24 protein-coding genes are annotated in these 21,194 nt (G+C 58.9%); 12 read left to right on the top strand and 12 right to left on the bottom strand.

Annotated elements, in window-relative coordinates; translation table 11 throughout:
• Positions 1 to 10: 10 nt before the first annotated feature.
• Positions 11 to 1,306: a dicarboxylate/amino acid:cation symporter gene (locus tag AC09SL_RS01880; RefSeq protein WP_058542812.1), complete on the bottom strand. Its 1,296-nt coding sequence runs from the start codon at positions 1,304 to 1,306 to the stop codon at positions 11 to 13.
• A gap of 184 nt (positions 1,307 to 1,490) precedes the next feature.
• On the opposite strand from AC09SL_RS01880, the gene AC09SL_RS01875 reads away from it, so the two are divergent.
• Entirely contained in the window at positions 1,491 to 2,438 is a 948-nt protein-coding gene (locus AC09SL_RS01875; RefSeq protein WP_058542813.1) for a LysR substrate-binding domain-containing protein, read from the top strand.
• 10 nt (positions 2,439 to 2,448) lie between these two features.
• Here the strand turns inward: AC09SL_RS01875 and AC09SL_RS01870 are convergent, their stop codons facing one another.
• The 3 genes from AC09SL_RS01870 to AC09SL_RS01860 all read right to left on the bottom strand — a co-directional run bounded on the left by AC09SL_RS01870 (position 2,449) and on the right by AC09SL_RS01860 (position 4,113).
• Positions 2,449 to 3,303 carry a nickel/cobalt efflux transporter gene (locus tag AC09SL_RS01870; protein WP_058542814.1) on the bottom strand — a complete coding sequence of 285 codons (855 nt, stop codon included), beginning with the start codon at positions 3,301 to 3,303 and terminating at the stop codon, positions 2,449 to 2,451.
• Between the two features lie 7 nt (positions 3,304 to 3,310).
• A complete protein-coding gene (locus AC09SL_RS01865; RefSeq protein ID WP_058542815.1) occupies positions 3,311 to 3,598 on the bottom strand; it encodes a metal-sensing transcriptional repressor in 288 nt (95 codons plus the stop codon).
• A gap of 239 nt (positions 3,599 to 3,837) precedes the next feature.
• Complete coding sequence (locus AC09SL_RS01860) at positions 3,838 to 4,113, bottom strand: hypothetical protein (RefSeq protein ID WP_018610006.1); 276 nt, start codon at positions 4,111 to 4,113, stop codon at positions 3,838 to 3,840.
• 643 nt (positions 4,114 to 4,756) lie between these two features.
• Between AC09SL_RS01860 and AC09SL_RS01855 the strand changes: the two genes are divergently transcribed.
• The 7 genes from AC09SL_RS01855 to tal all read left to right on the top strand — a co-directional run bounded on the left by AC09SL_RS01855 (position 4,757) and on the right by tal (position 9,900).
• A complete protein-coding gene (locus tag AC09SL_RS01855; RefSeq protein WP_003199786.1) occupies positions 4,757 to 4,927 on the top strand; it encodes a YhfG family protein in 171 nt (56 codons plus the stop codon).
• On the top strand, positions 4,927 to 5,526 hold the full coding sequence (locus AC09SL_RS01850; RefSeq protein ID WP_058542816.1) for a putative adenosine monophosphate-protein transferase Fic: 600 nt from the start codon (positions 4,927 to 4,929) through the stop codon (positions 5,524 to 5,526). Before AC09SL_RS01855 ends, AC09SL_RS01850 begins: the two co-directional genes overlap by 1 nt.
• 143 nt (positions 5,527 to 5,669) lie before the next feature.
• On the top strand, positions 5,670 to 6,341 hold the full coding sequence (locus tag AC09SL_RS01845) for a metallophosphoesterase (RefSeq protein WP_231139211.1): 672 nt from the start codon (positions 5,670 to 5,672) through the stop codon (positions 6,339 to 6,341).
• Between the two features lie 392 nt (positions 6,342 to 6,733).
• Positions 6,734 to 7,018, top strand: a complete 285-nt coding sequence (locus tag AC09SL_RS01840; RefSeq protein ID WP_013692635.1) for a hypothetical protein — start codon at positions 6,734 to 6,736, stop codon at positions 7,016 to 7,018.
• A gap of 10 nt (positions 7,019 to 7,028) precedes the next feature.
• Entirely contained in the window at positions 7,029 to 7,679 is a 651-nt protein-coding gene (locus AC09SL_RS01835) for a hypothetical protein (protein ID WP_058544999.1), read from the top strand.
• 129 nt (positions 7,680 to 7,808) lie between these two features.
• Positions 7,809 to 8,795 (top strand): tRNA dihydrouridine(20/20a) synthase DusA, encoded by a 987-nt coding sequence (dusA, locus tag AC09SL_RS01830; protein WP_058544998.1) that lies wholly within the window; start codon positions 7,809 to 7,811, stop codon positions 8,793 to 8,795.
• 178 nt (positions 8,796 to 8,973) lie between these two features.
• On the top strand, positions 8,974 to 9,900 hold the full coding sequence (gene tal, locus AC09SL_RS01825) for a transaldolase (RefSeq protein ID WP_058544997.1): 927 nt from the start codon (positions 8,974 to 8,976) through the stop codon (positions 9,898 to 9,900).
• Positions 9,901 to 10,086: 186 nt separating this feature from the next.
• Here the strand turns inward: tal and rssC are convergent, their stop codons facing one another.
• The 3 genes from rssC to AC09SL_RS01810 all read right to left on the bottom strand — a co-directional run bounded on the left by rssC (position 10,087) and on the right by AC09SL_RS01810 (position 12,785).
• Complete coding sequence (gene rssC / locus AC09SL_RS01820; protein ID WP_058544996.1) at positions 10,087 to 10,569, bottom strand: anti-sigma factor antagonist RssC; 483 nt, start codon at positions 10,567 to 10,569, stop codon at positions 10,087 to 10,089.
• Positions 10,569 to 11,750 carry a two-component system response regulator RssB gene (rssB, locus tag AC09SL_RS01815; protein WP_058544995.1) on the bottom strand — a complete coding sequence of 394 codons (1,182 nt, stop codon included), beginning with the start codon at positions 11,748 to 11,750 and terminating at the stop codon, positions 10,569 to 10,571. Before rssB ends, rssC begins: the two co-directional genes overlap by 1 nt.
• Positions 11,751 to 12,095: 345 nt before the next feature.
• A complete protein-coding gene (locus AC09SL_RS01810; RefSeq protein ID WP_058544994.1) occupies positions 12,096 to 12,785 on the bottom strand; it encodes an MlaA family lipoprotein in 690 nt (229 codons plus the stop codon).
• A gap of 201 nt (positions 12,786 to 12,986) precedes the next feature.
• On the opposite strand from AC09SL_RS01810, the gene AC09SL_RS01805 reads away from it, so the two are divergent.
• Positions 12,987 to 13,607 carry an HAD superfamily inactivated hydrolase PcrP gene (locus AC09SL_RS01805; protein WP_064106772.1) on the top strand — a complete coding sequence of 207 codons (621 nt, stop codon included), beginning with the start codon at positions 12,987 to 12,989 and terminating at the stop codon, positions 13,605 to 13,607.
• Between the two features lie 109 nt (positions 13,608 to 13,716).
• Positions 13,717 to 13,980: a DUF4404 family protein gene (locus AC09SL_RS01800; RefSeq protein ID WP_058544113.1), complete on the top strand. Its 264-nt coding sequence runs from the start codon at positions 13,717 to 13,719 to the stop codon at positions 13,978 to 13,980.
• Between the two features lie 106 nt (positions 13,981 to 14,086).
• Here the strand turns inward: AC09SL_RS01800 and queF are convergent, their stop codons facing one another.
• Together queF and copI are read right to left on the bottom strand one after the other, a co-directional pair.
• Entirely contained in the window at positions 14,087 to 14,917 is an 831-nt protein-coding gene (gene queF / locus AC09SL_RS01795; RefSeq protein ID WP_058544114.1) for an NADPH-dependent 7-cyano-7-deazaguanine reductase QueF, read from the bottom strand.
• 61 nt (positions 14,918 to 14,978) lie between these two features.
• A complete protein-coding gene (gene copI / locus AC09SL_RS01790) occupies positions 14,979 to 15,524 on the bottom strand; it encodes a copper-resistant cuproprotein CopI (RefSeq protein WP_058544125.1) in 546 nt (181 codons plus the stop codon).
• A 157-nt stretch (positions 15,525 to 15,681) separates the two neighbouring features.
• Between copI and AC09SL_RS01785 the strand changes: the two genes are divergently transcribed.
• The gene (locus AC09SL_RS01785) at positions 15,682 to 16,362 is read left to right on the top strand and encodes a heavy metal response regulator transcription factor (protein WP_058544115.1); all 681 of its coding nucleotides are present in this window, start codon (positions 15,682 to 15,684) and stop codon (positions 16,360 to 16,362) included.
• Complete coding sequence (locus AC09SL_RS01780; protein WP_058544116.1) at positions 16,359 to 17,711, top strand: heavy metal sensor histidine kinase; 1,353 nt, start codon at positions 16,359 to 16,361, stop codon at positions 17,709 to 17,711. Before AC09SL_RS01785 ends, AC09SL_RS01780 begins: the two co-directional genes overlap by 4 nt.
• A gap of 187 nt (positions 17,712 to 17,898) precedes the next feature.
• Here AC09SL_RS01780 and AC09SL_RS01775 read toward each other — a convergent pair whose 3' ends face one another.
• From AC09SL_RS01775 to AC09SL_RS01765, 3 genes are all read right to left on the bottom strand, one after another.
• Entirely contained in the window at positions 17,899 to 19,143 is a 1,245-nt protein-coding gene (locus tag AC09SL_RS01775) for a lipoprotein-releasing ABC transporter permease subunit (protein ID WP_058544117.1), read from the bottom strand.
• Between the two features lie 63 nt (positions 19,144 to 19,206).
• Positions 19,207 to 19,905, bottom strand: coding sequence for a lipoprotein-releasing ABC transporter ATP-binding protein LolD (gene lolD, locus AC09SL_RS01770; protein WP_058544118.1), 699 nt, complete (start codon positions 19,903 to 19,905; stop codon positions 19,207 to 19,209).
• Positions 19,898 to 21,148: a lipoprotein-releasing ABC transporter permease subunit gene (locus AC09SL_RS01765; protein ID WP_003199675.1), complete on the bottom strand. Its 1,251-nt coding sequence runs from the start codon at positions 21,146 to 21,148 to the stop codon at positions 19,898 to 19,900. Before AC09SL_RS01765 ends, lolD begins: the two co-directional genes overlap by 8 nt.
• Positions 21,149 to 21,194: the final 46 nt, after the last annotated feature.

Below are 21,194 nucleotides of genomic sequence, written 5' to 3'. Positions count from 1 at the left end.
GAACGTCTCCTCAAGCCACCGGCACCGGCTCGGATCGAGACCGAACAGGGGAATGAATGCCCTCGTCCTCGTCGGCCTCTTCGTGCGGTTCGGTCTTGGCGACCACCGCCGTCGCAATGCTGTTACCCACCACGTTGGTGGCCGTGCGGGCCATGTCGAGGAACTGGTCGATGCCGATGATCAACAGCAACCCCGCCTCGGGAAGATTGAACATCGGCAACGTCGCCGCAACCACGACCACCGAAGCCCGCGCGACACCGGCCATGCCCTTGCTGGTGATCATCAGTGTCAGAAGAATCAGTATCTGCTGCGTGAAACTCAAATCAATGTTGTAGGCCTGCGCGATGAACAGGATGGCGAACGCCTGGTACATCATGGAACCGTCGAGGTTGAACGAATAACCCAGGGGCAACACGAAACTGGACACGCGTTTTGGTGCACCAAATTTCTCCAGCGCCTCGATGGTTTTCGGGTAGGCGGATTCGCTGCTGGCGGTGGAAAAGGCCAGGAGAATCGGTTCGCGAATAAGCTTGCCGAGGTGAAAAACCGAGCGGCCGAGGAACAGGTAACCGGCACCGAACAGCAACGCCCACAGGATCAGGATCCCCAGGTAGAACTCAGCAATCAGCTTGCCGTAATCCACCAGCAAGCCAAGCCCCTGGGTGGTAATGGCCGAGGCGATGGCGGCAAACACCCCAATCGGCGCGAAGGCCATCACGTAGTCGGTGATCTTGAACATCACCTTCGCCAGCTCTTCGATGGAATCGGTGATCCGGGTGTAACCCGCCCGTTTCACGCCAGCCAGTGCAAAGCCGAAGAACAGCGAAAACACCACGATCTGCAGGATCTCGTTGTTGGCCATCGCTTCGGCAATGCTGCGCGGAAACACATGGCCGATGAACGCCTTGAGACTGAAGTCACCGGTGTTGACCGGCACGGCCGCCGTTGCGTGCTGGGCCACGTCCATGTTCAACCCGGCACCGGGTTGAAACAGGTTGACCAGGCCCATCCCGATCAGCAGCGAGACGACCGAGGCGGTGACAAACCAAGCCATCGCCCGAGCCCCGATCCTGCCGACGGAACGTGAATTACCCATGCTGGCGATACCGCCGACCAGCGTCGCAAAAACCAGCGGTGCGATGATCATCTTGATCATGCGCAGGAAAATATCAGTGACCATCGAGAAGTAACTAGCGATCTCTTTGGCACTTTGCTCGCTCCCTGCGAAATGGTGACACGCCCAACCAACCAGTACGCCCAGGGCAATGCCCATTGCAATTCGACGTGGGAGCTTATTCTTCTTCACGGTGCTGTCCTCAAGTAGTTCTTGGAGTTTTTTTACTTGGCAGGATCGATTCTAAGGAGCGGATTCGCGAGGATGATGAGTAATCCAGCTAGCCCCATGCGCTTTTGGAATACTTAGCGAAAGGCCACGCTGTACCGGGCGATTGCACAGTAAAATCGTGCTCTCACAAGCGGGAGTTCTCGGTATGCAACTCAAATGGCTGGATGATCTTCTGGCGATTGGCGAATGGAAAAATTTCTCCCGCGCCGCCGAGGTTCGTTGCGTGACGCAATCGGCCTTGTCACGGCGTATCCGCTCACTTGAGGAGTGGGTGGGCGTCAAGCTGGTGGACCGGGGCACCTACCCTGTCCAACTCACCCCCGCGGGAGTCACCTTCTGCGATGAAAGCCGAGAGGCCCTCGCCGGCTTACTGAGGTTGCGCTCGACACTGCGCGACGTAGAACGAATGCCGGGACGCTCGATCCAGATCACCGCTGGCCACAGCCTGTCGATGACCTTCTTGCCCAAGTGGCTCTCGCAGTTCCAGCAACACAACGAGCAGTTCAACGCCCGAGTGGTGGCCGCCAACATTCATGACGCCGTCATTGCATTGGAGGAAGGCAGTTGCGACTTGATGATGGTCTACCACCATCCGCTTGCGCCCATCCTCCTGGACGCGGAGCGTTTTGGCAGCCTGGTGCTCGGCCACGATGCGTTCATCCCCCTGTGCGCGCCCAACCGCAAGGGCGAACCACTGTTCCGCCTGCCCGGCCGCGCTGGCAAACCGGTGCCCTACCTGGCCTACACAGCAACGACGTTCCTCGGACGCGTGGCGGATATCGTCATCAACAACGGCCCTGAACCGATCGCCCTGGAGCGCTGCTATGAAGCGGACATGGCGATGCTGCTGATGCGCATGGCTATCGAGGGCTACGGCGTGGCCTGGTTGCCGCAGAGCGCGGTGGCCGACGAGTTGGAGCGAGGGCTGTTGGTGCGGGCCGGTGGCGAGCAATGGAGCACGCGCCTGGAGATTCGCTCGTACTGTGCGATTGCCAATCGCAACCCAACGATGCGTAAGCTGTGGAAGACCTTGGAAGGCGCTTCTTTGCAGCGGCTGGGCAGCGCACCCTCTGCGCCAGAAGGTGCGAACTGATCGGTGGAGGCTACGCGCTCAAGCCGATCCAGCCGTGGAAACCCACGTAGAGACCGACGCCGATGATCAACACGCTGGACAGGTAAGGTGCCCGGCGCGCAACGGTGCCCAGCCAAGGCCAGCGATTGGACGCCTGCCTTGCACCAATGGCCGCTGCAGCCCCCACGGTCACCAGGGTCATCGCCAGGCCGATGCTGAAACACAGGACAAGCAGGCCGCCCAGCGCGACTTCTTTGACTTGCAGGCACAGCAGCAGCACGGTAATGGCCGCGGGGCAAGGAATCAGGCCGCCCGTCAGGCCGAACATGATGATCTGGCCCGTACTGACCTCCCGATGGGTGAAGCGCTTGCGGATGTCGTTAGCATGCGCCTGTTCGTGGGCGTCCTGATAACCCTCCAGCGACAGCACCAGGCCTTTGGGTTCGGGATGCCCGTGGTCATGTTCGTGGTGGTGGTGATGATGATCGTGATCGTGATCGTGATGATGGTGTTCATGACTTTGCGCGAACCTGAACATCTGCTCGCCGCGCCAGGTACGCCACAGCATCCACAGCGCGATTGCAATGATCAGCGCGGCAGAGGCCAGCTGGAAATATGGCTCGGAGGTTTCGGCGTCCAACCCCTGGCCCAGGTACATGCCGCCGATGGCGACCAACCACACCACCGCGGTGTGGGACAGCGTCGCCGCCAAGCCCAGCAACACCGCCTGCTTGACCGAGCCCCGAATGGCCACGATAAACGCCGCCATCATGGTTTTCGAATGACCCGGTTCCAGGCCATGCAAGGCGCCCAGCAAGATAGCGCTGGGGAAATACAACCAGGCGTGAGTGCCACCCTGTTGCAGCAATTCAGCAAAATTGGGCATGTCGGGCCTAGAGATACTTGGTGATTTGTTTGAAGGCTTCCAGCGGCGCGCGCTCGCCTTTATGCAACGACGAAACGGTGTCCTCCAGGCAGTGATCGATGTGATCCTGGATCAACGTCCGCTTGGCCTGGCACACCGCTTTCTCCACCGCATGCAACTGCTGGGCGATATCCACGCACTCACGCCCCTCTTCGATCATCGTGATAATGCTGCGTAAATGACCGTCCGCGCGCTTGAGCCGCTTGATGATCGCCGCATGGCTTTGGTGGGGATGTTCGTGGTCGTGCTCAGTCATGGTTTGAGCCTTGGGTTTCGATGAATTTACCCCGCCATCCTATCCCCCCAGGGGGGATATAAGCAAACCCATCAAAACGCCGACCAACCTGTGGGAGCGAGCTTGCTCGCGATGACGGCATCACATCCAACGCCTCCATCAACTGACCCACCGCTATCGCGAGCAGGCTCGCTCCCACAATCGCTGGCTGCAAGGGATGATGAGTCAGGCAGGCGACCTTATGAGATCGCCCACTTCCATTACAAAGCCAAGACCTGCGCCTGCAATCGCCGCCCAATCACATCCAGCAAATCACACCCATCGCGCAGGGGGATCGCTAGCACTTGGGCAAAATCGTGGAGTATCACGGCGTCCGTACTGATGTCGGAACGCATGGCGAGGTTCTCCAGCAACTGGGTGACAGCGGCGATGCGGTAAGCGGCGGTGTCGTGCAGCACGTCCAACGGTGCTTCTGTGTCGATCAAGAGCGCGTGGAAATTGTTTTCGATTCCGGTGATAGGCATGTAGCGGGACATGAGGGAGTTACTCCTGCGGGGATGGGAGGTCAGTGGCGGATTGGGATGCCGCAGGCAAAGGGAGCGAATGAGGGATCGAGATTCGGATATTTGGCAGGAGATATTCTTGGGTGACGCTAGACGAAAGCCACCTTGGATTGGCTGTGGTTTTCGGAGGGTTGGGGGTGAGCTTTTTCATTGGCTAACTTCCTGAGTAAGAGAAATATCTGCCAGCATCACTTCCACATGATGGGTGGCAGCTGTACGCGGGTGTGGAAGACCGGCACTCAGGAACCCGGCGCGCCCTAGGACGCCCCGCGTACAGCCGCCGTAATTTAACAGCAGACATAAGAAAAGTGTCTGCTTTAAATTTTGCGGCGCTACGCGCCTTTGAGTAAGGGCTTCCACACCCTGCCGCTGAATTTGCAGCGACGGAGAAAACTTAGCGCACGGGGTGACTGGGTGGATAGTCAGCGGGGAGCGACGCGGCTTGAGGGAAATTTCCGATGAGAGTGTCCGGCTATGGATTGGGCAGCGCAGCTATGGGCGACAAGGACAAATCTCGAAACGAATGCGCCCAACGCTTTTCGTCCAGGCCGCAACATAGGCCACGCCAACAGGATGGGCTATAATCCGCCCACCAGCGCGATTTGAGGTCCAGCCCATGGGCAATGTCAGCCTTGAAACCAAAAAGGCCTATGCCGCCAGGACGCGTAGATCCAACTACGCGGCCAGCCTCCGTCTGGAAGGTTTCAAAACGACCTTCGCGGACGGCGAACGCAAAATGCCAACGCGTGAAGAGGTCTTGAAGGCCTTCACCCAGACCAGAACCTGATGCCTGACAAATATGGAGTCGGCGAGGACGCTTATTGCTATCCCGGCTCCACCGTCCTTCGCAACAAACTCGATATTCGAGACGAACCGACCCTAAGCGAAGCCGAACAACAACTCTCGGCCATCGCAGCGGACAACGTCGAATTCAGCCCTCCTCCCTACAGCCTGACCTACCTTCAAAACATTCATCGAATCCTCTTTTCAGACCTGTTCGAATGGGCCGGAGAGCTGCGCACCGTTGGCATGTCCAAACAAGCCACCCGCTTCTGCCAACCTGAGTACATGGAGAAGGAAGCCAATAAGATCTTCGCCAACATGGCCGCGGCAAACTGGTTCGAGGGCATGGAGCGGGTTGAGCTGATCGTCGCTGTGGCAGAGGCCTATTCCGACATCAACGTCGTACACCCCTTCCGCGAAGGCAATGGCCGTGCCCAGCGTATTCTGTTTGAACACCTCATCATGAATGCCGGGTTTGAAATCAGTTGGTGGGGGATTGAGAAGGACGAGTGGATCTACGCCAATATCGCGGCTTATAACTGCGTCATGGAGCCTATGGAGCAGGTTTTTGAGAAGTGTATCGGACAGGCGATTCAAGCTTGACCGCACAACGTTATCCCCTCGCTCACCGCCTTACGGTTTATTTCGCTAAGTGATACAGTCGCCGTCAATTGACGTCTGCTAAAGCCACCGAAATGTACAGGACGAAATCATTCTCATCTAACAAGGAAGGTCGAGACTTTGTGGTGGGCGACATTCATGGGCATTTCAAATTTCTAACAATGGCCTTAGACAAACTAGACTTCAACACCGAGCTGGATCGTATTTTTTCCGTGGGGGACCTCATCGACCGCGGCCCCGACTCCATGGACGTGTTGAACTGGCTTGAGAAGCCATGGTTCCATGCAGTGCGTGGCAATCACGAACAGATGCTTATTGACTGTATCTCCGGGCATGGGGATATCCCCCGACATATCCGAAATGGTGGAGCCTGGCTGTACGAGTTACAACCCACCATCCAGCATGAACTCTCAAAATCCTTGCAAGCACTTCCATTGATCATTGAAATCGACTTATTAAACGATCAAACAATTGGAATAGTCCATGCCGAAGCCCCCGTCATCCAAAGTAACGATGGCTGGCAGGAAGCCAAAGATGCAATCACAGGAAAAACTGGAGAGCAACATCAGCGGCAAGCCTTGAAGACAGCGCTGTATGCCAGAGAAAAAATCGAGCAAAACGACCACACGCCCATCAAAGGAATAGACCGACTCTATGTTGGACATTCAACAGTGCCCAGTATTATGCGCTTGGGCAATGTCGTATATATCGACACCGGCTGCTCATTTTCCGATGGCGCATTAAGCCTGGTTGATATCCAAACCGAATCCATCATTAGTATGAGCATGAGCCAGTGAGACAAGGTATCGCTCTGCTTAGTTTTTTTCGAGGCAAAATCGCCATCAGATGATAGTGGCCGAGACTACCAGGGCGCGTAGCAGGCGATTCCGTTTGAGAAAACCAAAGACTCTGGCGCCCTAGCGACTCTGCAATCGATCCTCGCTCATAATTTAGGGAAGTTTCCTACACACCAATTTCTTGCTGAATTTTTGTCAGGAAGCCTATAGTTCCGGCGTCCCCCCACAGCAGTGACTCGGGTTTATGGCAGGCATATTGATACAAAAGATCTAAGTGTTTGCGGAATGAGTCAGCCTCCGCACAAAAAATAGTGGTCGTCGTCGGCCAATGAATTGACTACTTGATTTTGTACGATGAATTTCGTACAACTGACACGGAGTTACGTCGGCGCATGGGTTTCAAAGCGGCAAAGTCGGCCCTGATCAAGGCACTTAAGAATGGGGACTTCCAGCATGAAGCGCGGGGCAGCATCACCGTCAAAAACCTCTTGGCGACCGGTCAGGTAACCCCCCAAGAGGTGATCAGCATCGTCGCACGATGCGACGGTTCCCACCACTCGTGCTCTGAGCACCATCAGGTAAAAGGTGTGGATGTTCACCTGATCAAATACAGCGGTTGGTACGTAAAATTCTACGTAATCGCACCAGATGTATGGTTTATCAGCGTTCATCAATGAGTTAATGACTATGAAGTTTTATCAAGAGGGCGATAAGAGTCGAGCGATTTGCAGTCACTGCGAAGGCTTGGTGCAGACGACATTTACCCGCAGAAACGTACCATTCGACGATGGTCTCGGTGAGGCAAAGGGTGTTTTGGTTTCAGTGTGTGACGTATGTGATCAGGTCGTAGGGATACCAGCGCAGTCCACTCCGGCAATCAAAGCGGCTAGAGAAGCTGCTGTCGTGTCTATCGAAACGAGGCTCCCTGCTTCGTATCTTGATCGATTGGATCAGGCTATGCACGTAATCACCACTGCCGCTGCGACTAAACATCGAAAAATGTTCTTAAGCCTCTATATCGATTTTCTAGCTAGGGAACAGCGAGCTGGAGAAGGGACAATTTTCACTTGGCGCCAAGCCGCATGCACTGCTGTCGACGAGAAAACTCATCTCGATCATTTATTCAACGTCTGCCCTCACAAAGAAGAAAGCAAAAGATTGTCATTGAAGCTGAACGCATATATCGCCTCTGAGCTGGACGATCTCCAGACCCAGTCTCAGTTAAGTCGGACGGACTTTATAAAACACATGATCTGTCAGATGCAAAATGATGTAGTAACCAGCCCAAAAGAGAAGCTTGTACAGGAGTTAACTTTATTTGCGAGAGCCGCTGTATAAACACCGCATACGAATCAACTTTTTGGCTATCTGAACATTACTGCCAGATCAAAACGACAGGTCCCTCAACACCACCCCTCTATCCCTGATAAACTGCGGCTCTCTGCCTCGTTGATTCAGATCCTCCCAATGCTCCTACAAACTGCTTCACTGTCCCACCGCTTCTCCGTCGCCCCGATGATGGACTGGACCGACGCCCACTGTCGCTTCTTCCTACGCATCCTCTCCAAGCACGCCCTGCTCTACACCGAAATGGTCACCACCGGCGCGCTCCTCAATGGTGACCACGAACGCTTCCTGCGCCACCACGAAGCCGAACACCCGCTAGCCCTGCAACTAGGCGGCAGTGTCCCGGCCGACCTGGCCGCCTGCGCCCGTATGGCCCAGGATCACGGCTACGACGAAGTAAACCTCAACGTCGGCTGCCCCAGCGATCGGGTGCAGAACAATATGATCGGCGCCTGCCTGATGGGGCATCCGGGGTTGGTGGCTGACTGCGTGAAAGCCATGCGCGATGCAGTGTCGATTCCGGTGACGGTCAAGCATCGCATCGGGATCAATGGGCGGGACAGTTACGAGCAATTGTGTGAGTTTGTCGGGACGGTGCGTGAGGCCGGGTGTACGAGTTTTACCGTGCATGCGCGGATTGCGATTCTGGAGGGGTTGTCGCCGAAGGAGAATCGCGACATCCCGCCGCTGCGTTATGACGTGGCCGCGCGGTTGAAGGCGGATTTTCCGGAGTTGGAGATTGTGCTCAACGGCGGGATCAAGACGCTGGAGGCGTGCCACGAACATCTGCAGACCTTCGACGGTGTGATGCTGGGGCGCGAGGCTTATCACAACCCGTATCTACTGGCCGAAGTCGATCAGCAGTTGTTCGGCAGCACCGCGCCGGTCATCACCCGGGCCGAGGCGCTGGCGCAGTTACGACCGTATATCGCCGATCACCTGGCCGCGGGTGGGGCGATGCATCACATCACCCGTCACGTGTTGGGGCTGGGCACCGGTTTTCCGGGCGCGCGGCGATTTCGGCAGTTGTTGTCGGTGGATATTCACAAAACCAAGGATCCATTGGCGTTGCTGGATCAGGCGGGGCAACTGCTGGAAGGGCGTTAACCGTCACTTGCTTTGAACCTGCACGCTGTTTTGGCATCGTATCTACCGATACCGCCCCGGCCTTTCAAACAGCCGTTTTCAGGTTGTTGCCGCTGGGGCCCGTCGATACCCCTTCACGCCCTTGAGTGGCTGCCGGCCCTCGGGTAATGTCAACGGACCCATAGGACAGAGCACGCTCATGACTTCCAAGCTGGAACAACTCAAGCAATTCACAACCGTCGTGGCCGATACCGGCGACTTCGAGGCCATCGCCCGCGTCAAGCCCGTGGACGCTACCACCAACCCTTCCCTGCTGCTCAAGGCTTCGGCCATTCAAGGTTATGCCGAGCAGCTGAACGCCTGCGTGGCGGACTGCAAGGGCGACGTGGGCCTGGCCAGCGACCGTTTTGCCGTGGCGGTTGGGCAAGAAATCCTGAAAGTGATCCCAGGGCGCATTTCCACTGAAGTGGATGCGCGCCTGTCGTTCAACACCGAGGCCATGCTCAAGCGTGCGCATCGTCTGATCGATCTGTACGAAAAGGCCGGCATTGGCCGCGAGCGCGTGCTGATCAAGATCGCCTCCACCTGGGAAGGTATCCGCGCTGCCGAGCAGTTGGAGCGTGAAGGCATCCAGTGCAACCTGACACTGCTGTTCTCCTTCGCCCAGGCCGCTGCCTGTGCCGATGCCGGGGTGTTCCTGATTTCGCCGTTCGTGGGCCGTATCTACGACTGGTACAAGAAAGCCAACGGCAACGACTACACCGGCGCGGATGATCCGGGCGTGCAGTCGGTGACGCGCATCTACAACTACTACAAGGCCAATGACTACAAGACCGTGGTCATGGGCGCGAGCTTCCGCAACCTCAACCAGATCGAGCAACTGGCCGGCTGCGACCGCCTGACCGTCAGCCCGGACCTGCTGGAAAAACTGGCCGCCGACGACGGCAAGCTGGAGCGCAAGTTGGCGCCAGGGCAAGCCGGGGAGGCCCGCTTGAACCTCAATGAAGCGCAGTTCCGCTGGTTGTCCAACGAGGACGCCATGGCGACCGAGAAACTGGCCGAAGGTATTCGTCAGTTTGCCCGGGACCAGGAGAAACTGGAGGCGTTGCTGCAAGCCAAGCTTTGAGCTGATTCACAAGGCATGCAAAAAGGGCGAACCTTGGTGGGTTCGCCCTTTTTTATGTGGCTTGGCCTGAGGGATGTGGCGGATCGATAGACACTATCGCGAGCAATCTCCCACAGGTGAATGCATTCCAATGTGGGAGCGAGCTTGCTCGCGATGAGGGCGGTCAGCCTAAGCAAAACCCAGGGATCAAGGCCCCTCTAGCGCATTCACCAGGTCATGGAAGGCTTCACGATTGGAATCGTTGAGCCCCATCAGGATCTTGTGGGCTTCGAGCACCTTGATCCGCACTTCTTCTTCGGACTGGTCCTGGTCAGGCAGGTCGTCCAGGCATTCCGGGCACGGCACAGGGTCGCTCACGATGTTGAACACCTGGTCGAAGCCCATCGATTGCAGCAGACGGGTGATGTCGTTGTGGGTGGTGACGACAGTCGGCAGCAGACCGACCTTTTGCCGCGACAGGATCGACAGTTTGGCCAGCAGGCCCAATGTGGTGCTGTCGATGCTGCGGGTTTCGGTCAGGTCGATCACGATGGCGCTGAAGTTCAGCGCAGTGAAGATCCGCTCAATCGTCGCATCCAGCGCCGAACACAGGGTCAGGCGCACTTCACCGACAAACTTCAGGACAAAGGTGCCGTCCTGCTCGGCGAACTGGATTCTACCGGTACTCATCAAAGGTTCCTGCTCAACACTAACAGGGCGATATCATCCGGCATCTCCCCTAGCGTGGCTAATCCAAACACTTGACGCAAGCCTTCCAGGCTGCCGCCCGCTGCTCTCACCCGTTCAGGCAAGGCCGCTTCTTTCTCTTTGAGTGTAGGTTCTGTCAAAAGGTCCAAAATGCCATCAGACATCAGCGTCAGGCTGAATGTCGGCGGCAATTCCAGTACGTGGTCTTCGTAGGTGGCCTCGTTGAACAGGCCCACCGGCAAACCACGTCCTTCCAGGTAACGCACACTGTCTGGCGTATACAACACAGGCAAAGGCAGGTGACCGCCAATGCTATAGGTCAACAAACCCGTCTCCTCGTCGATGACTCCACCGACCATCGTGACGTGTTTGCCCAGCTTACAACTGATCAGGCCTCGGTTGATATGCCCAAGGACTTCCGAAGGCTTGAACTCTGGCAGCGTGCCGTTGCGCTTGGACTCGAACAACAGGCGCGTGGTCATGAACTTCAACAGCACCGTCACGAATGCCGAAGAAGCACCATGGCCGGAAACATCCGCCAGGTAGAACGCCACTCGCCGCTCATCGACCCGGAAATAGTCCACGAAATCGCCCGACAGGTACAACGACGGGATGATCTGGTGGGCAAAACGGAAATCGTCGACGGCCCAAGGGCTGACCGGCAGCATGTTCATCTGCACCTGGCGCCCGGCGTTCTGGTCTTCCTGCAACAGGTTCAGGCTGGCTTCCAGCTCGCGGTTGGCGGTCTCCAGCTTTTCGCGGTAGCGCTGGTTTTCCAACAACAGCCGCGAACGGTCCAAGGCCCGGCGCACCGAGTGCTCGAGCACCGCGAGGTCTTCAAGGGGCTTGATCAGGTAATCTGCCGCGCCCAGGCGCAATGCCTCGACCGCGTCGTTCATCACGCCGGCGCCCGAAACCACGATCACCGGGGTCTGCGCGGAAATCTCGGTGACCTGGCGAATGAGTTCGAGTCCGCCCATCTGCGGCATGCGCAGGTCGCAGATGACCAGGTCGGGCTTGTCTTGCTCGAATACCTGAAGACCCTGTTGGCCATTGCTGGCCTGCAGGACGCTGAAACCACTGTCTTCCAAGTAGGCTGCGAGACTGGCTCGCACCACTTCGTCATCATCGATTATCAGCAGCGTGGCACTGGTTTTTGGCATGTGGGCAAACGGCGCCAGAATTAGGTTGGCGTAGCGGGCTGGGCCGTCTGGCCTTGCACGCACTACTGGATTCGCTTTCTAGCCTCTCTGTCGTACAGGTTTCAGGTCTTTGCCCTACACGCAACTACATCAGAGGTGCCCTTCTAAGGCGCAGACGGTACTCCCATCCGCGGGGCGTTTCAAGCTCATGCAGATAGCCGCTTGCCGTCTTTATTTGTCAAAGCACAGAGAGTTATAAGAACCGAGCGAAGCGTAACTCAATGGAAGGATCAAACCTGTTCAAACACGACGCCAAAGCACAGAAGGCGGCCTTCTGGGCCGCCTTCCTGGTTTTACAGGTCGAAATTAAAAATCGTCTTCGACCTGGCCATCCTTGACCTTGAATTCGCGGTTTTGCAGGTAGGCATTGCGGATGAAGACGTATTTGTCGCCACGCACCATCTTCTCGGCCGACAACAGGCTGGCGCGGGTGTCGACGATGTTCAGGCCTCGAATAGAGTTACGCACCGAGACGTTATCGATATAACGATACGGGGCCGTGTAGTCATCGACCAGCTTGGCCGGCGCGTCACGCAGGGTGCTTGGCCCCAGCAGCGGCAACATCACATACGGCCCGCTGTCCAAGCCCCAGTAGCCCAGGGTCTGGCCAAAATCTTCGTCGCTGCGCTGCAGGCCCATCTGGGTGCCCACATCAAAGAAGCCCAGCAGGCCGAAGGTGGTGTTGAAGATCAATCGGGCAGTGTCGACCCCGGCCGCGGCCGGCTTGGCCTGCAGCACGTTGTTGGCCAGGTTGCCCACGTCGCCGATGTTGCGGAACATGTTGTGGATGCCGTCTTCAAGGAACTGCGGCGTCACGTATTGATAACCCTGGGCCAGTGGCTTGAGCGCATAGGTGTCAATGGTGTCATTGAAGATGAAGATTGGACGGTTGATGCTTTCCCAAGGATCTTCTTCCGTCGCGGCCTGGGCAACGAACGGAACCAGCAGGACGCTGGCAGACAAACATAGCTGAGCTAGACGATGGCTCCAGCGCATAGGGGGAAACTCCTTGGATTGTTCAGGCAAGGGCGCCGAGCCCAGGCGGTAAGCTGGCTAGTATAAGACGGAACGCGTGGATAGGCAGCACCGAAAAACACGTAGGCTGTAGGACGTTTCCACGACCGGCGTCCTTCATTTCACTGTCACCGGACTGTCATCGAGGCCCTTTAGGCTGGTGGTTATTTCAAGGATGTTCCCATGCCCCGCCCCGAAGCCCTGCCCCTCCCCGCCCCCAGCCTGACCGCCGTACTGTTTGGCCTGAGCGGATGCCTGGTGGATTTCGGCGCGCGCATCCGTCAGCCAGGCGCAGAGCCCGTCGAGCATGCACAGCCAACACCTGGCGCCCTTGAGAGCTTGCACCAGTTGCAGCGCCAGGAAATCCCTTGCGCCTGGCTCGACGAATTGCCACCTGCCGTCAGCCATGCCTTGGCGGCGTCATTGCCAACGTGGATCAAACCACCGCAACTTCCCGCAACAAATAATCCTTGGCCGGCACCGCATGCCTGCTGGCAGGCCCTGATGGCGCTGAACGTCCAGCAACTGGACGGTTGCGTGTTGGTCAGTGGCGAACCCCGGTTGTTGCAGTCAGGCCTCAACGCCGGTTTGTGGACCATCGGCCTGGCGTCCTGCGGCTCGCTGTGTGGCCTGGCGCCTGACGAATGGCAAGCGCTGAGCCAACAGGAACGGGAAACCAAGCGTGCCAAGGCCACCGTGCAATTGTTCGGCCTGGGGGTGCATTCAGTGATCGATCACCTGGGCGAACTTGATACTTGCCTGGCGGACATCAGCCTGCGCCGACTCAAAGGCGAGAAGCCATGACCGGGATCATGCAGGGAGCGCGAGGGTAGATTACTCTTAAGGTAAGCCACGGACTTTTGACACGCTGTCGCGGTCCATGGCTGTGCCTATCAATAAAGGGAGTACGCCAATGCCTGCCCGCGAATTGCAAGAACAGCTCAATACACTGCGCGAGCAATTGGACCAGAACCCGCCGCTTTCCGAAGCCGAGCGTGATGATCTACGGACGCTGATGGAACAGATCGAGTTTGAACTTGAGCTGGAAACCAAAACGCCGGACAACAACCTCGCCGACAATGTGAACCTGGCTGTCGAGCGCTTCGAGGTGGAACACCCCACCCTTGCCGGGACCTTGCGCAACATCGTGCAAGCCTTGGGCAACATGGGGATCTGAACCCTTCAAATGCAAAAAAGCCCTGCTATCGCTAGCGGGGCTTTTTAATGTCGGCAATCTGAAATGCAATCCATTGTGCGAGCAAGCCCGCTCCCACATCAGAGACTCACTGGCGGACCAGGCGATGGTTCGGCAGTTGAACGTCTTCAGTACTGCGATACGGATTGATATCCAGCCCGCCCCGACGCACATACCGTGCATACACCGTCAGTTTTTCCGGCTTGAGCAAGCGCTGCAGGTCGAGAAAGATCCGCTCCACGCATTGCTCATGGAAATCGGAATGCTGGCGGAAGCTGACGATGTAGGCCAGCAGGCTGGCCGGGTCCAGGGCCGCGCCGCGATATTCCACCGCCACGCTGCCCCAGTCGGGCTGGCTGGTCACCGGGCAATTGGACTTGAGCAGGTGGCTGTGCAGGCTTTGCTCGACAATGCGTGAAGCATCGCAGCGCAGCAGCTCCGGACGCGGGTGCGCGTAGGAGTCGACGCTGATGTCCAAATCGTCGATGCACGTACCGGGCAGCGCCACGATGCCTTCACGCTCCACGTCCTTGAGGCTGCGGATCCGCACACCCACTGCTTTGCCGGCAGCCGCCGACAGGTCCTGGCGCAGGGTCGTTTCCAGGCTCGCGGTATCGGCGAACGGCGTCTGGTTCAAGGAGTTGAGGTACAGCTTGAAGGATTTGGACTCGATGATGTTCGGCGAATCCGCCGGGATCGCGAACTCACCGATGGCCACCACCGGCTTGCCGGACGGCAGCAGCCACGACAGCTCGAAGCAGTTCCAGAAATCCACGCCCTTGTACGGCAGGGTCTCGGCCGTCAGGCCCAGTTCCGCCCATTTCGCGGCGCGCGGGATCGGGAACAGCAGTGACGGCGTGTACGTGGCGATGTATTCGCTGGATTTGCCCAGCGGCGAATGTTCGGCTGCGGGATGCATGACGGAAACCTGACTGAAGAATCAGCCGATTCTATCAGCCTTTGCCGCAGCCTTTGAGTGCTTACTGACTGACTGTCAGGTCGCCCTTCATCCCGGCCTGGTAATGACCGGGGACATTGCAGGCAAATTCCAGCCGGGTGGCCTTGTCAAAAGCCCAGGTCAACTCCGCGGACTTACCCGGCTCAACCAGCACGCTGTTAGCGTCGTCGTGGCGCATCATGCCGCCTTTGCCACCGTGCCCCATCGAGGTCGGATTCATCGAGGCATGCTCCATTCCCGGCTTCATCCCGGTCGGCGTCAACATGCCGCTCTGTTGCATCTTGAGCATTTCCTGCTGGTGCTGGGCATGCATCGCAGCGTTACCGAGGTTGAATTCGTGCAGTAACTGGCCTTTATTGATCAGTACGAACCGTACCGTCTCGCCCGCCTTGATATCCAGCGCGCCGGGATTGAACGACATGTCGCCCATCACCACCTCGATGGTGCGACTGGCCTTGGCCGCTGGCGTGGGCTGGCCGAAATCAAAGTGCTCACCGGGCGATGCCCACAACGCGGTACTCAATACCCACGCAGAGGCGGCCAGGATCAGACGGTTTACCATCAACATGTTCATACTCCGACAAGGTAAGGTTCAACTTGCCCAGGACTCTAGATGGGTGCGGCTGCCAATTGACTGACAACTGCATTACAACTCTGTCAGGTTGTGCCACGGCCACGGCCGTCGCGGTATAACGCCCACGTTCAAACCATGTCTTGAGCTGCCCATGAAACTGCTGATCGTCGAAGACCAAACCAAAACCGGCCAATACCTGCGCCAAGGCCTGGGTGAAGCCGGGTTCAACGCCGACCTGGTGGCCGATGGCGTCACCGGCCAGCAACTGGCCTTGAGCGGTGAATACGCCTTGCTGATCCTCGACGTGATGTTGCCCGGCCGCGATGGCTGGCAGATCCTGCAAGCGGTCCGCGGCGCCGGGCTGGATACACCGGTGCTGTTTCTCACCGCGCGGGATGCGATACAGGATCGGGTACACGGCCTGGAGTTGGGCGCCGATGATTACCTGGTCAAGCCCTTTGCTTTTTCCGAGTTGCTGGCGCGGGTGCGCAGCCTGTTGCGCCGGGGCAGTTCGGCGCAACAGGAAACCAGCCTGCAACTGGCCGACTTGCGCCTGGACCTGATCCGCCGTCGCGTCGAACGCAGTGGCCGGCGCATCGACCTCACCGCCAAGGAATTCGCCTTGCTGGAAATGCTTCTGCGCCGCCAGGGCGAAGTACTGCCCAAGTCGCTGATCGCGTCCCAGGTCTGGGACATGAATTTCGACAGCGACACCAACGTCATCGAAGTCGCGATACGACGCCTGCGAATCAAGATTGACGATGACTTCCCCAGCAAACTGATCCATACCGTGCGGGGCATGGGCTATGTGCTTGAAGAGCGCAGCCTGTGAGGGGCCGGTGGTCGCTGAGCAGTCGCCTGGCGCTGCTGTTCGCCGCCTGCACCGCCGTGGTGTCGTTGTTCGCCGGGGTGTTGTTCAGCCGTGGCAGCGAGGCGCATTTCATCGAGTTGGACCAGCAACTGCTCGAAGGCAAGCTGATCGGCCTGCGCCGAGCCCTGCAAGACCTCGACGCCGAGCAGACCCAGGCTCGCCTGGAAGATGAACTGAGCCGTCAGGCCGACCTGGCGCTGCGCATCAAGGGCAGCGATGGTGTGCGCTGGTACGACAGCTCGATCCGGATTCCAGCTCAATTGCCGGAGCGTCCCGGCCTGTCGACCCTCAGCGATGCCGACACCGATTACCGGGTGTTGAATGCGCCGTTGTATCCCGATCGAACCAATTCGCCGCAGCTGACCCTGTTGCTCGACATCACCCACCACCAGCACTTCCTGCAACGCATGCAGCGCCTGATCTGGCTGACCGTCGGCCTCTCGGCCCTGGCCACCGCCCTGCTTGGCGCCTGGGCCGCCCGGCGGGCCTTGCACCCCTTGCGACGCATGGGTGCCATTGCCGGCAGCGTCTCGGCCCGCTCCCTCAACGCTCGACTGCCCGAAGAGCAAATGCCCGCCGAACTGGCGGAATTGGCCCACAGCATCAACGCCATGCTCGGGCGCCTCGACGATGCGTTTCAGCGGCTCTCAGCGTTCTCTGCCGACATCGCCCATGAATTGCGCACGCCGCTGTCGAACCTGCTGACCCACACCCAGGTCACCCTCACCCGCGAACGCCCGCTGGAGGATTACCGCGAGGCGTTGCACAGCAATCTCGAAGAACTGCAATGGATGGCGCAACTGGTCAACGACATGCTGTACCTGGCCAAGGCCGACCACGGCTTGCTGGCGCTCAATCGCGAACCGCTGCAATTGGCCGAAGAAGTGGACGCGCTGCTGGACTTCTTCGCGCCCCTGGCCGAAGACGCCAACGTACGCCTGAGCCGCGAGGGCGAGAGCCGCATCGAGGGTGACCGCAACATGCTGCGCCGGGCCCTTTCCAACCTGCTGGACAATGCGCTGCGCTTCACCCCGATTGACGGCGAAGTGCGGGTGCGCATTATCGATGAGGCTCAAGGGGTGAACATAAGCGTGGAGAACAGTGGCGAGGGGATTGCAGCGGATTTGCTGCCGCGACTGTTCGACCGCTTCTACCGCGCCGACCCGGCCCGCCAGGAGGGCAGCAGCGAACACGCGGGGCTCGGACTGGCCATCACCCGCTCGATCATCCGCGCCCACGGCGGGCAGATCCGCTGTGAGTCGGCCGATGGTTGGACGCGATTCCTGATCGAATTGCCGAAGGGGGATTGAGCCCGACGCCCCCGGTGGGGAGAGTCCTGTAGGAGCTGACGAGTGCAACGAGGCTGCGATCTTTCCCCAGACATTTGAGTCTCAAGCGAAAGATCAAGATCAAGAGATCGCAGGCTTCGCCAGCTCCTACAGAGCCCAGCGGGAGCAAGCTCCCTCGCCACAGGGGGATTCAGAGTCCGCGACAACCTCAGGAATACCGCAACGCCTGCGCCGGCTCGACCTTCGCCGCACGCCACGCCGGGTACACGGTGGCGAGGAAGCTCAGGATGAACCCGGCCGAGCAGATCAGCAGCACATCACCGCGCTGCAGCTCCGAGGGCAGGTTGCTGACGAAGTACACATCGGAACTGAAAATGTGCTGGCCGCTGACCCGTTCCAGCCAGCCCACCAGCGCACTGACGTTCAGCGCTGCGATCACCCCCAGGACGCCGCCAATCAGCGTGCCGACGACGCCGATCACCGTGCCTTGGACCATGAAGATCGCCATGATCTGCCGCGGCGTGGCGCCGATGGTGCGCAGGATCGCAATGTCCGCACCCTTGTCATTCACCACCATGATCAGCGTGGCGATGATGTTGAACGCCGCCACCGCGACGATCATCAGCAACAGCAAGCCAATCATGGTTTTTTCCATTTTCATGGCGCTGAACAGACTGCCCTGGGTGTGGGTCCAGTCGTCGGCTTTGTAGGCCGCGCCAAGACTGGCGGCGATATCAGCGGAGACCTTCGGCGCCGCGTACAAGTCTTTCACCGCCAGGCGCACGCTTTGCACCTGGTTGGGCTGCCACTGCTGCATCTGCGCGGCGTCGGCCAGGTGGATCAGCGCCATGGAGCCGTCCAGCTCGGCACCCACCTTGAACACACCTACCACGTTCAGCCGCTGCATCCGTGGGGTAATGCCGCCAGGGGCACTGCTGATTTCCGGCACGATCAAGGTGATTTTGTCGCCGACGTTCAGGCGAAAGCGACGGGCGGTGATTTCACCGATCACCACGCCAAACTCTCCGGGTTTCAAGGCATCCAGACGCCCCTGGACGATATGCTGGGCGACGATGGACACCTTGCCTTCCTGGGCCGGGTCGACGCCGCTGATCTGGATCGGCTGCATCGAACCCTTATAGCTGAGCATGCCTTCCATCTCGGTGAAAGGTACGGCGGCGGTGACTTCAGGGTTTTTCAGCGCCGCGGCGGCCACCGGCTGCCAATCGTCGATCGGATTGACGCCGACGATAGTGGCGTGGGGCACCATGCCGAGGATGCGCGAGCTCATTTCGCGCTGGAAGCCGTTCATCACCGACAACACCACGATCATCGCCAGCACACCCAGGGCGAGGCCGATCATCGAGGTCATGGAGATGAACGAAACAAAGCGATTGCGGCGCTTGGCGCGGGTATAGCGCGTGCCGATAAAGATCGATAACGGTCTGAACATTCGCGGGGCACCGTATGAAAATAAAAGACCCGGCACTTGTTTCAAGCACCGGGTTTCGGTTGGTCAGATGGGCGTCAGGCAACCTTCCTGCAAGTGCAGGACACGGTCCATCTGCCGGGCCAGGTTCATGTCGTGGGTCACCACCAGGAACGCGGTGCGCATCGACGTGCTGAGCTCCAGCATCAAATCCTGGATGCCCTGGGCCGTGTGGGCGTCGAGGTTGCCGGTCGGCTCGTCGAGCATCACCAGGCCAGGCTTGTTGACCAGGGCCCGGGCAATCGCTACGCGTTGGCGCTCACCACCGGACAGTTCGGCCGGCTTGTGCTCCAGGCGATGCCCCAGCCCTACCCGCTCCAGCAACGCCGTGGCCCGCTGTCGGGCCTCTGGAATCGCCGTGCGGCCGATCAACAGCGGCATGCAGACGTTTTCCAGCGCGGTGAATTCGGGCAGCAAATGGTGGAACTGGTAGACGAAGCCCAAGGATCGGTTGCGCAGCAGGCCACGGGCCTTCTCGTTCAACGCCGAAAGTTCTTCGCCCGCCAGCCAGACGCTGCCGGCGGTCGGCGTATCCAGGCCGCCCAGCAGGTTGAGCAAGGTACTCTTTCCCGACCCGGAAGTGCCGACAATCGCCACACGCTCACCAGGATGCAGCTCCAGCTGCAGGCCCGACAACACCACCACCGACTCAGGACCTTCCTCGTAGGATTTGCCCAGGTTGCGGCAGCTCAAGATTGCTTGTTCACTCATGCCCGACTCACTCATAACGTAACGCCTCCGCAGGCTGGGTGCGCGCGGCACGCCAGGCAGGATAAAGGGTGGCGAGGAAACTCAGGACCAACGCGGCGCCGCAGACCATCAACACGTCATCGGCCTGCAATTGCGATGGCAGGTAATCGATGAAGTACACGTCGGCGTTGAGAAACTTGTGCCCGATCAGGCCTTCGAGGGCGGCAATCGCGGCGCTGACATTCAGCGCGGCGAACATCCCGACCAGGGCGCCGACGAACGTACCGATCACGCCGATGACCGTGCCTTGGACCATGAAGATCCGCATGATCTGCCCCGGCGTGGCGCCGAGGGTGCGCAGGATCGCGATGTCGCCCTTCTTGTCGTTCACCACCATCACCAGCGTGGAGATGATGTTGAACGCCGCCACGGCAACGATCAGCAACAGCAGCAGGCCGATCATGGCTTTTTCCATGCGGATCGCCTGGTACAGGTTGCCGTGGGTACGGGTCCAGTCCCGGGCGTAGTAACGATCTTCGCCGAGTTGCTGGGCGATGGTCCACGCAACGCGCGGTGCCTGGAACAGGTCATCGAACTTCAACCGCAGGCCCTGGACCTGATCCGGCTTCCAGCGATGCAGGCGTGCCAGGTCCTGGAGGTTGGTGACGCCCAGGTAACCGTCCAGCTCGCCGGCGCCGACATGGAAAATGCCGACCACGGTGAAGCGTTTCATGCGCGGGAACATGCCGCCCGGGGTCACGGTGACCTCCGGGGCGACGAACGTCAGCTTGTCGCCAATGGCAACGCCGAGCTTGGCCGCGGCCTTGTCGCCGATGACGATGCCGAAACTGCCTGGCGCCAGGTCGTCGAGTTTGCCCTGCTGCATGAAGTTATCGATGATCGATACCTGCCGCTCGAGCCCGGGGTCGATGCCATTGAGCAAGACCTTGGACACCTTGCCGTCGTTGGTCAGCAGCCCCTGCATCTGGGTGAACGGCGCAACGGCCAGCACCTGCGGGTTCTGCTTGACCTTGGCGGCCAGGCTCGGCCAGTCGCTGATGGCTTCGCCGGATTCGAGGGTCGCGTGGGGCACCATGCCCAGCACGCGGGTGCGCATCTCATGGTCGAAGCCGTTCATCACCGAAAGCACGACGATCATCACGACCACGCCAAGGGCCAGCCCGATGATGGACGTCAGGGAAATGAACGATACGAAATGATTGCGACGCTTTGCACGGGTATAACGCGTGCCGATAAATACGAAGAGAGGTCTGAACATGTCGGGGCTTGTTCGGAGGGAAAAGGAACGTCCTTGTGGCGGGGGT

This window comes from Pseudomonas sp. PF05 (assembly GCF_056521845.1).
Note: the sequence above shows the minus strand (reverse complement) of the source record. Positions and strands in the feature narration are given on the sequence as shown.

Bases quoted from the DNA above. Each gene is read 5' to 3' on its own strand.
- AC09SL_RS01850 (WP_058542816.1), top strand. From the start codon at position 4,927: ATGCCTGACAAATATGGAGTCGGCGAGGACGCTTATTGCTATCCCGGC.
- AC09SL_RS01860 (WP_018610006.1), bottom strand. From the start codon at position 4,113: ATGTCCCGCTACATGCCTATCACCGGAATCGAAAACAATTTCCACGCG.
- AC09SL_RS01840 (WP_013692635.1), top strand. From the start codon at position 6,734: ATGGGTTTCAAAGCGGCAAAGTCGGCCCTGATCAAGGCACTTAAGAAT.
- AC09SL_RS01875 (WP_058542813.1), top strand. From the start codon at position 1,491: ATGCAACTCAAATGGCTGGATGATCTTCTGGCGATTGGCGAATGGAAA.
- AC09SL_RS01865 (WP_058542815.1), bottom strand. From the start codon at position 3,598: ATGACTGAGCACGACCACGAACATCCCCACCAAAGCCATGCGGCGATC.
- dusA (WP_058544998.1), top strand. From the start codon at position 7,809: ATGCTCCTACAAACTGCTTCACTGTCCCACCGCTTCTCCGTCGCCCCG.
- AC09SL_RS01835 (WP_058544999.1), top strand. From the start codon at position 7,029: ATGAAGTTTTATCAAGAGGGCGATAAGAGTCGAGCGATTTGCAGTCAC.
- AC09SL_RS01785 (WP_058544115.1), top strand. From the start codon at position 15,682: ATGAAACTGCTGATCGTCGAAGACCAAACCAAAACCGGCCAATACCTG.
- AC09SL_RS01765 (WP_003199675.1), bottom strand. From the start codon at position 21,148: ATGTTCAGACCTCTCTTCGTATTTATCGGCACGCGTTATACCCGTGCA.
- AC09SL_RS01870 (WP_058542814.1), bottom strand. From the start codon at position 3,303: ATGCCCAATTTTGCTGAATTGCTGCAACAGGGTGGCACTCACGCCTGG.
- tal (WP_058544997.1), top strand. From the start codon at position 8,974: ATGACTTCCAAGCTGGAACAACTCAAGCAATTCACAACCGTCGTGGCC.
- AC09SL_RS01805 (WP_064106772.1), top strand. From the start codon at position 12,987: ATGCCCCGCCCCGAAGCCCTGCCCCTCCCCGCCCCCAGCCTGACCGCC.
- lolD (WP_058544118.1), bottom strand. From the start codon at position 19,905: ATGAGTGAGTCGGGCATGAGTGAACAAGCAATCTTGAGCTGCCGCAAC.
- AC09SL_RS01855 (WP_003199786.1), top strand. From the start codon at position 4,757: ATGGGCAATGTCAGCCTTGAAACCAAAAAGGCCTATGCCGCCAGGACG.
- copI (WP_058544125.1), bottom strand. From the start codon at position 15,524: ATGTTGATGGTAAACCGTCTGATCCTGGCCGCCTCTGCGTGGGTATTG.
- AC09SL_RS01800 (WP_058544113.1), top strand. From the start codon at position 13,717: ATGCCTGCCCGCGAATTGCAAGAACAGCTCAATACACTGCGCGAGCAA.
- rssB (WP_058544995.1), bottom strand. From the start codon at position 11,750: ATGCCAAAAACCAGTGCCACGCTGCTGATAATCGATGATGACGAAGTG.
- rssC (WP_058544996.1), bottom strand. From the start codon at position 10,569: ATGAGTACCGGTAGAATCCAGTTCGCCGAGCAGGACGGCACCTTTGTC.
- AC09SL_RS01775 (WP_058544117.1), bottom strand. From the start codon at position 19,143: ATGTTCAGACCGTTATCGATCTTTATCGGCACGCGCTATACCCGCGCC.
- queF (WP_058544114.1), bottom strand. From the start codon at position 14,917: ATGCATCCCGCAGCCGAACATTCGCCGCTGGGCAAATCCAGCGAATAC.
- AC09SL_RS01810 (WP_058544994.1), bottom strand. From the start codon at position 12,785: ATGCGCTGGAGCCATCGTCTAGCTCAGCTATGTTTGTCTGCCAGCGTC.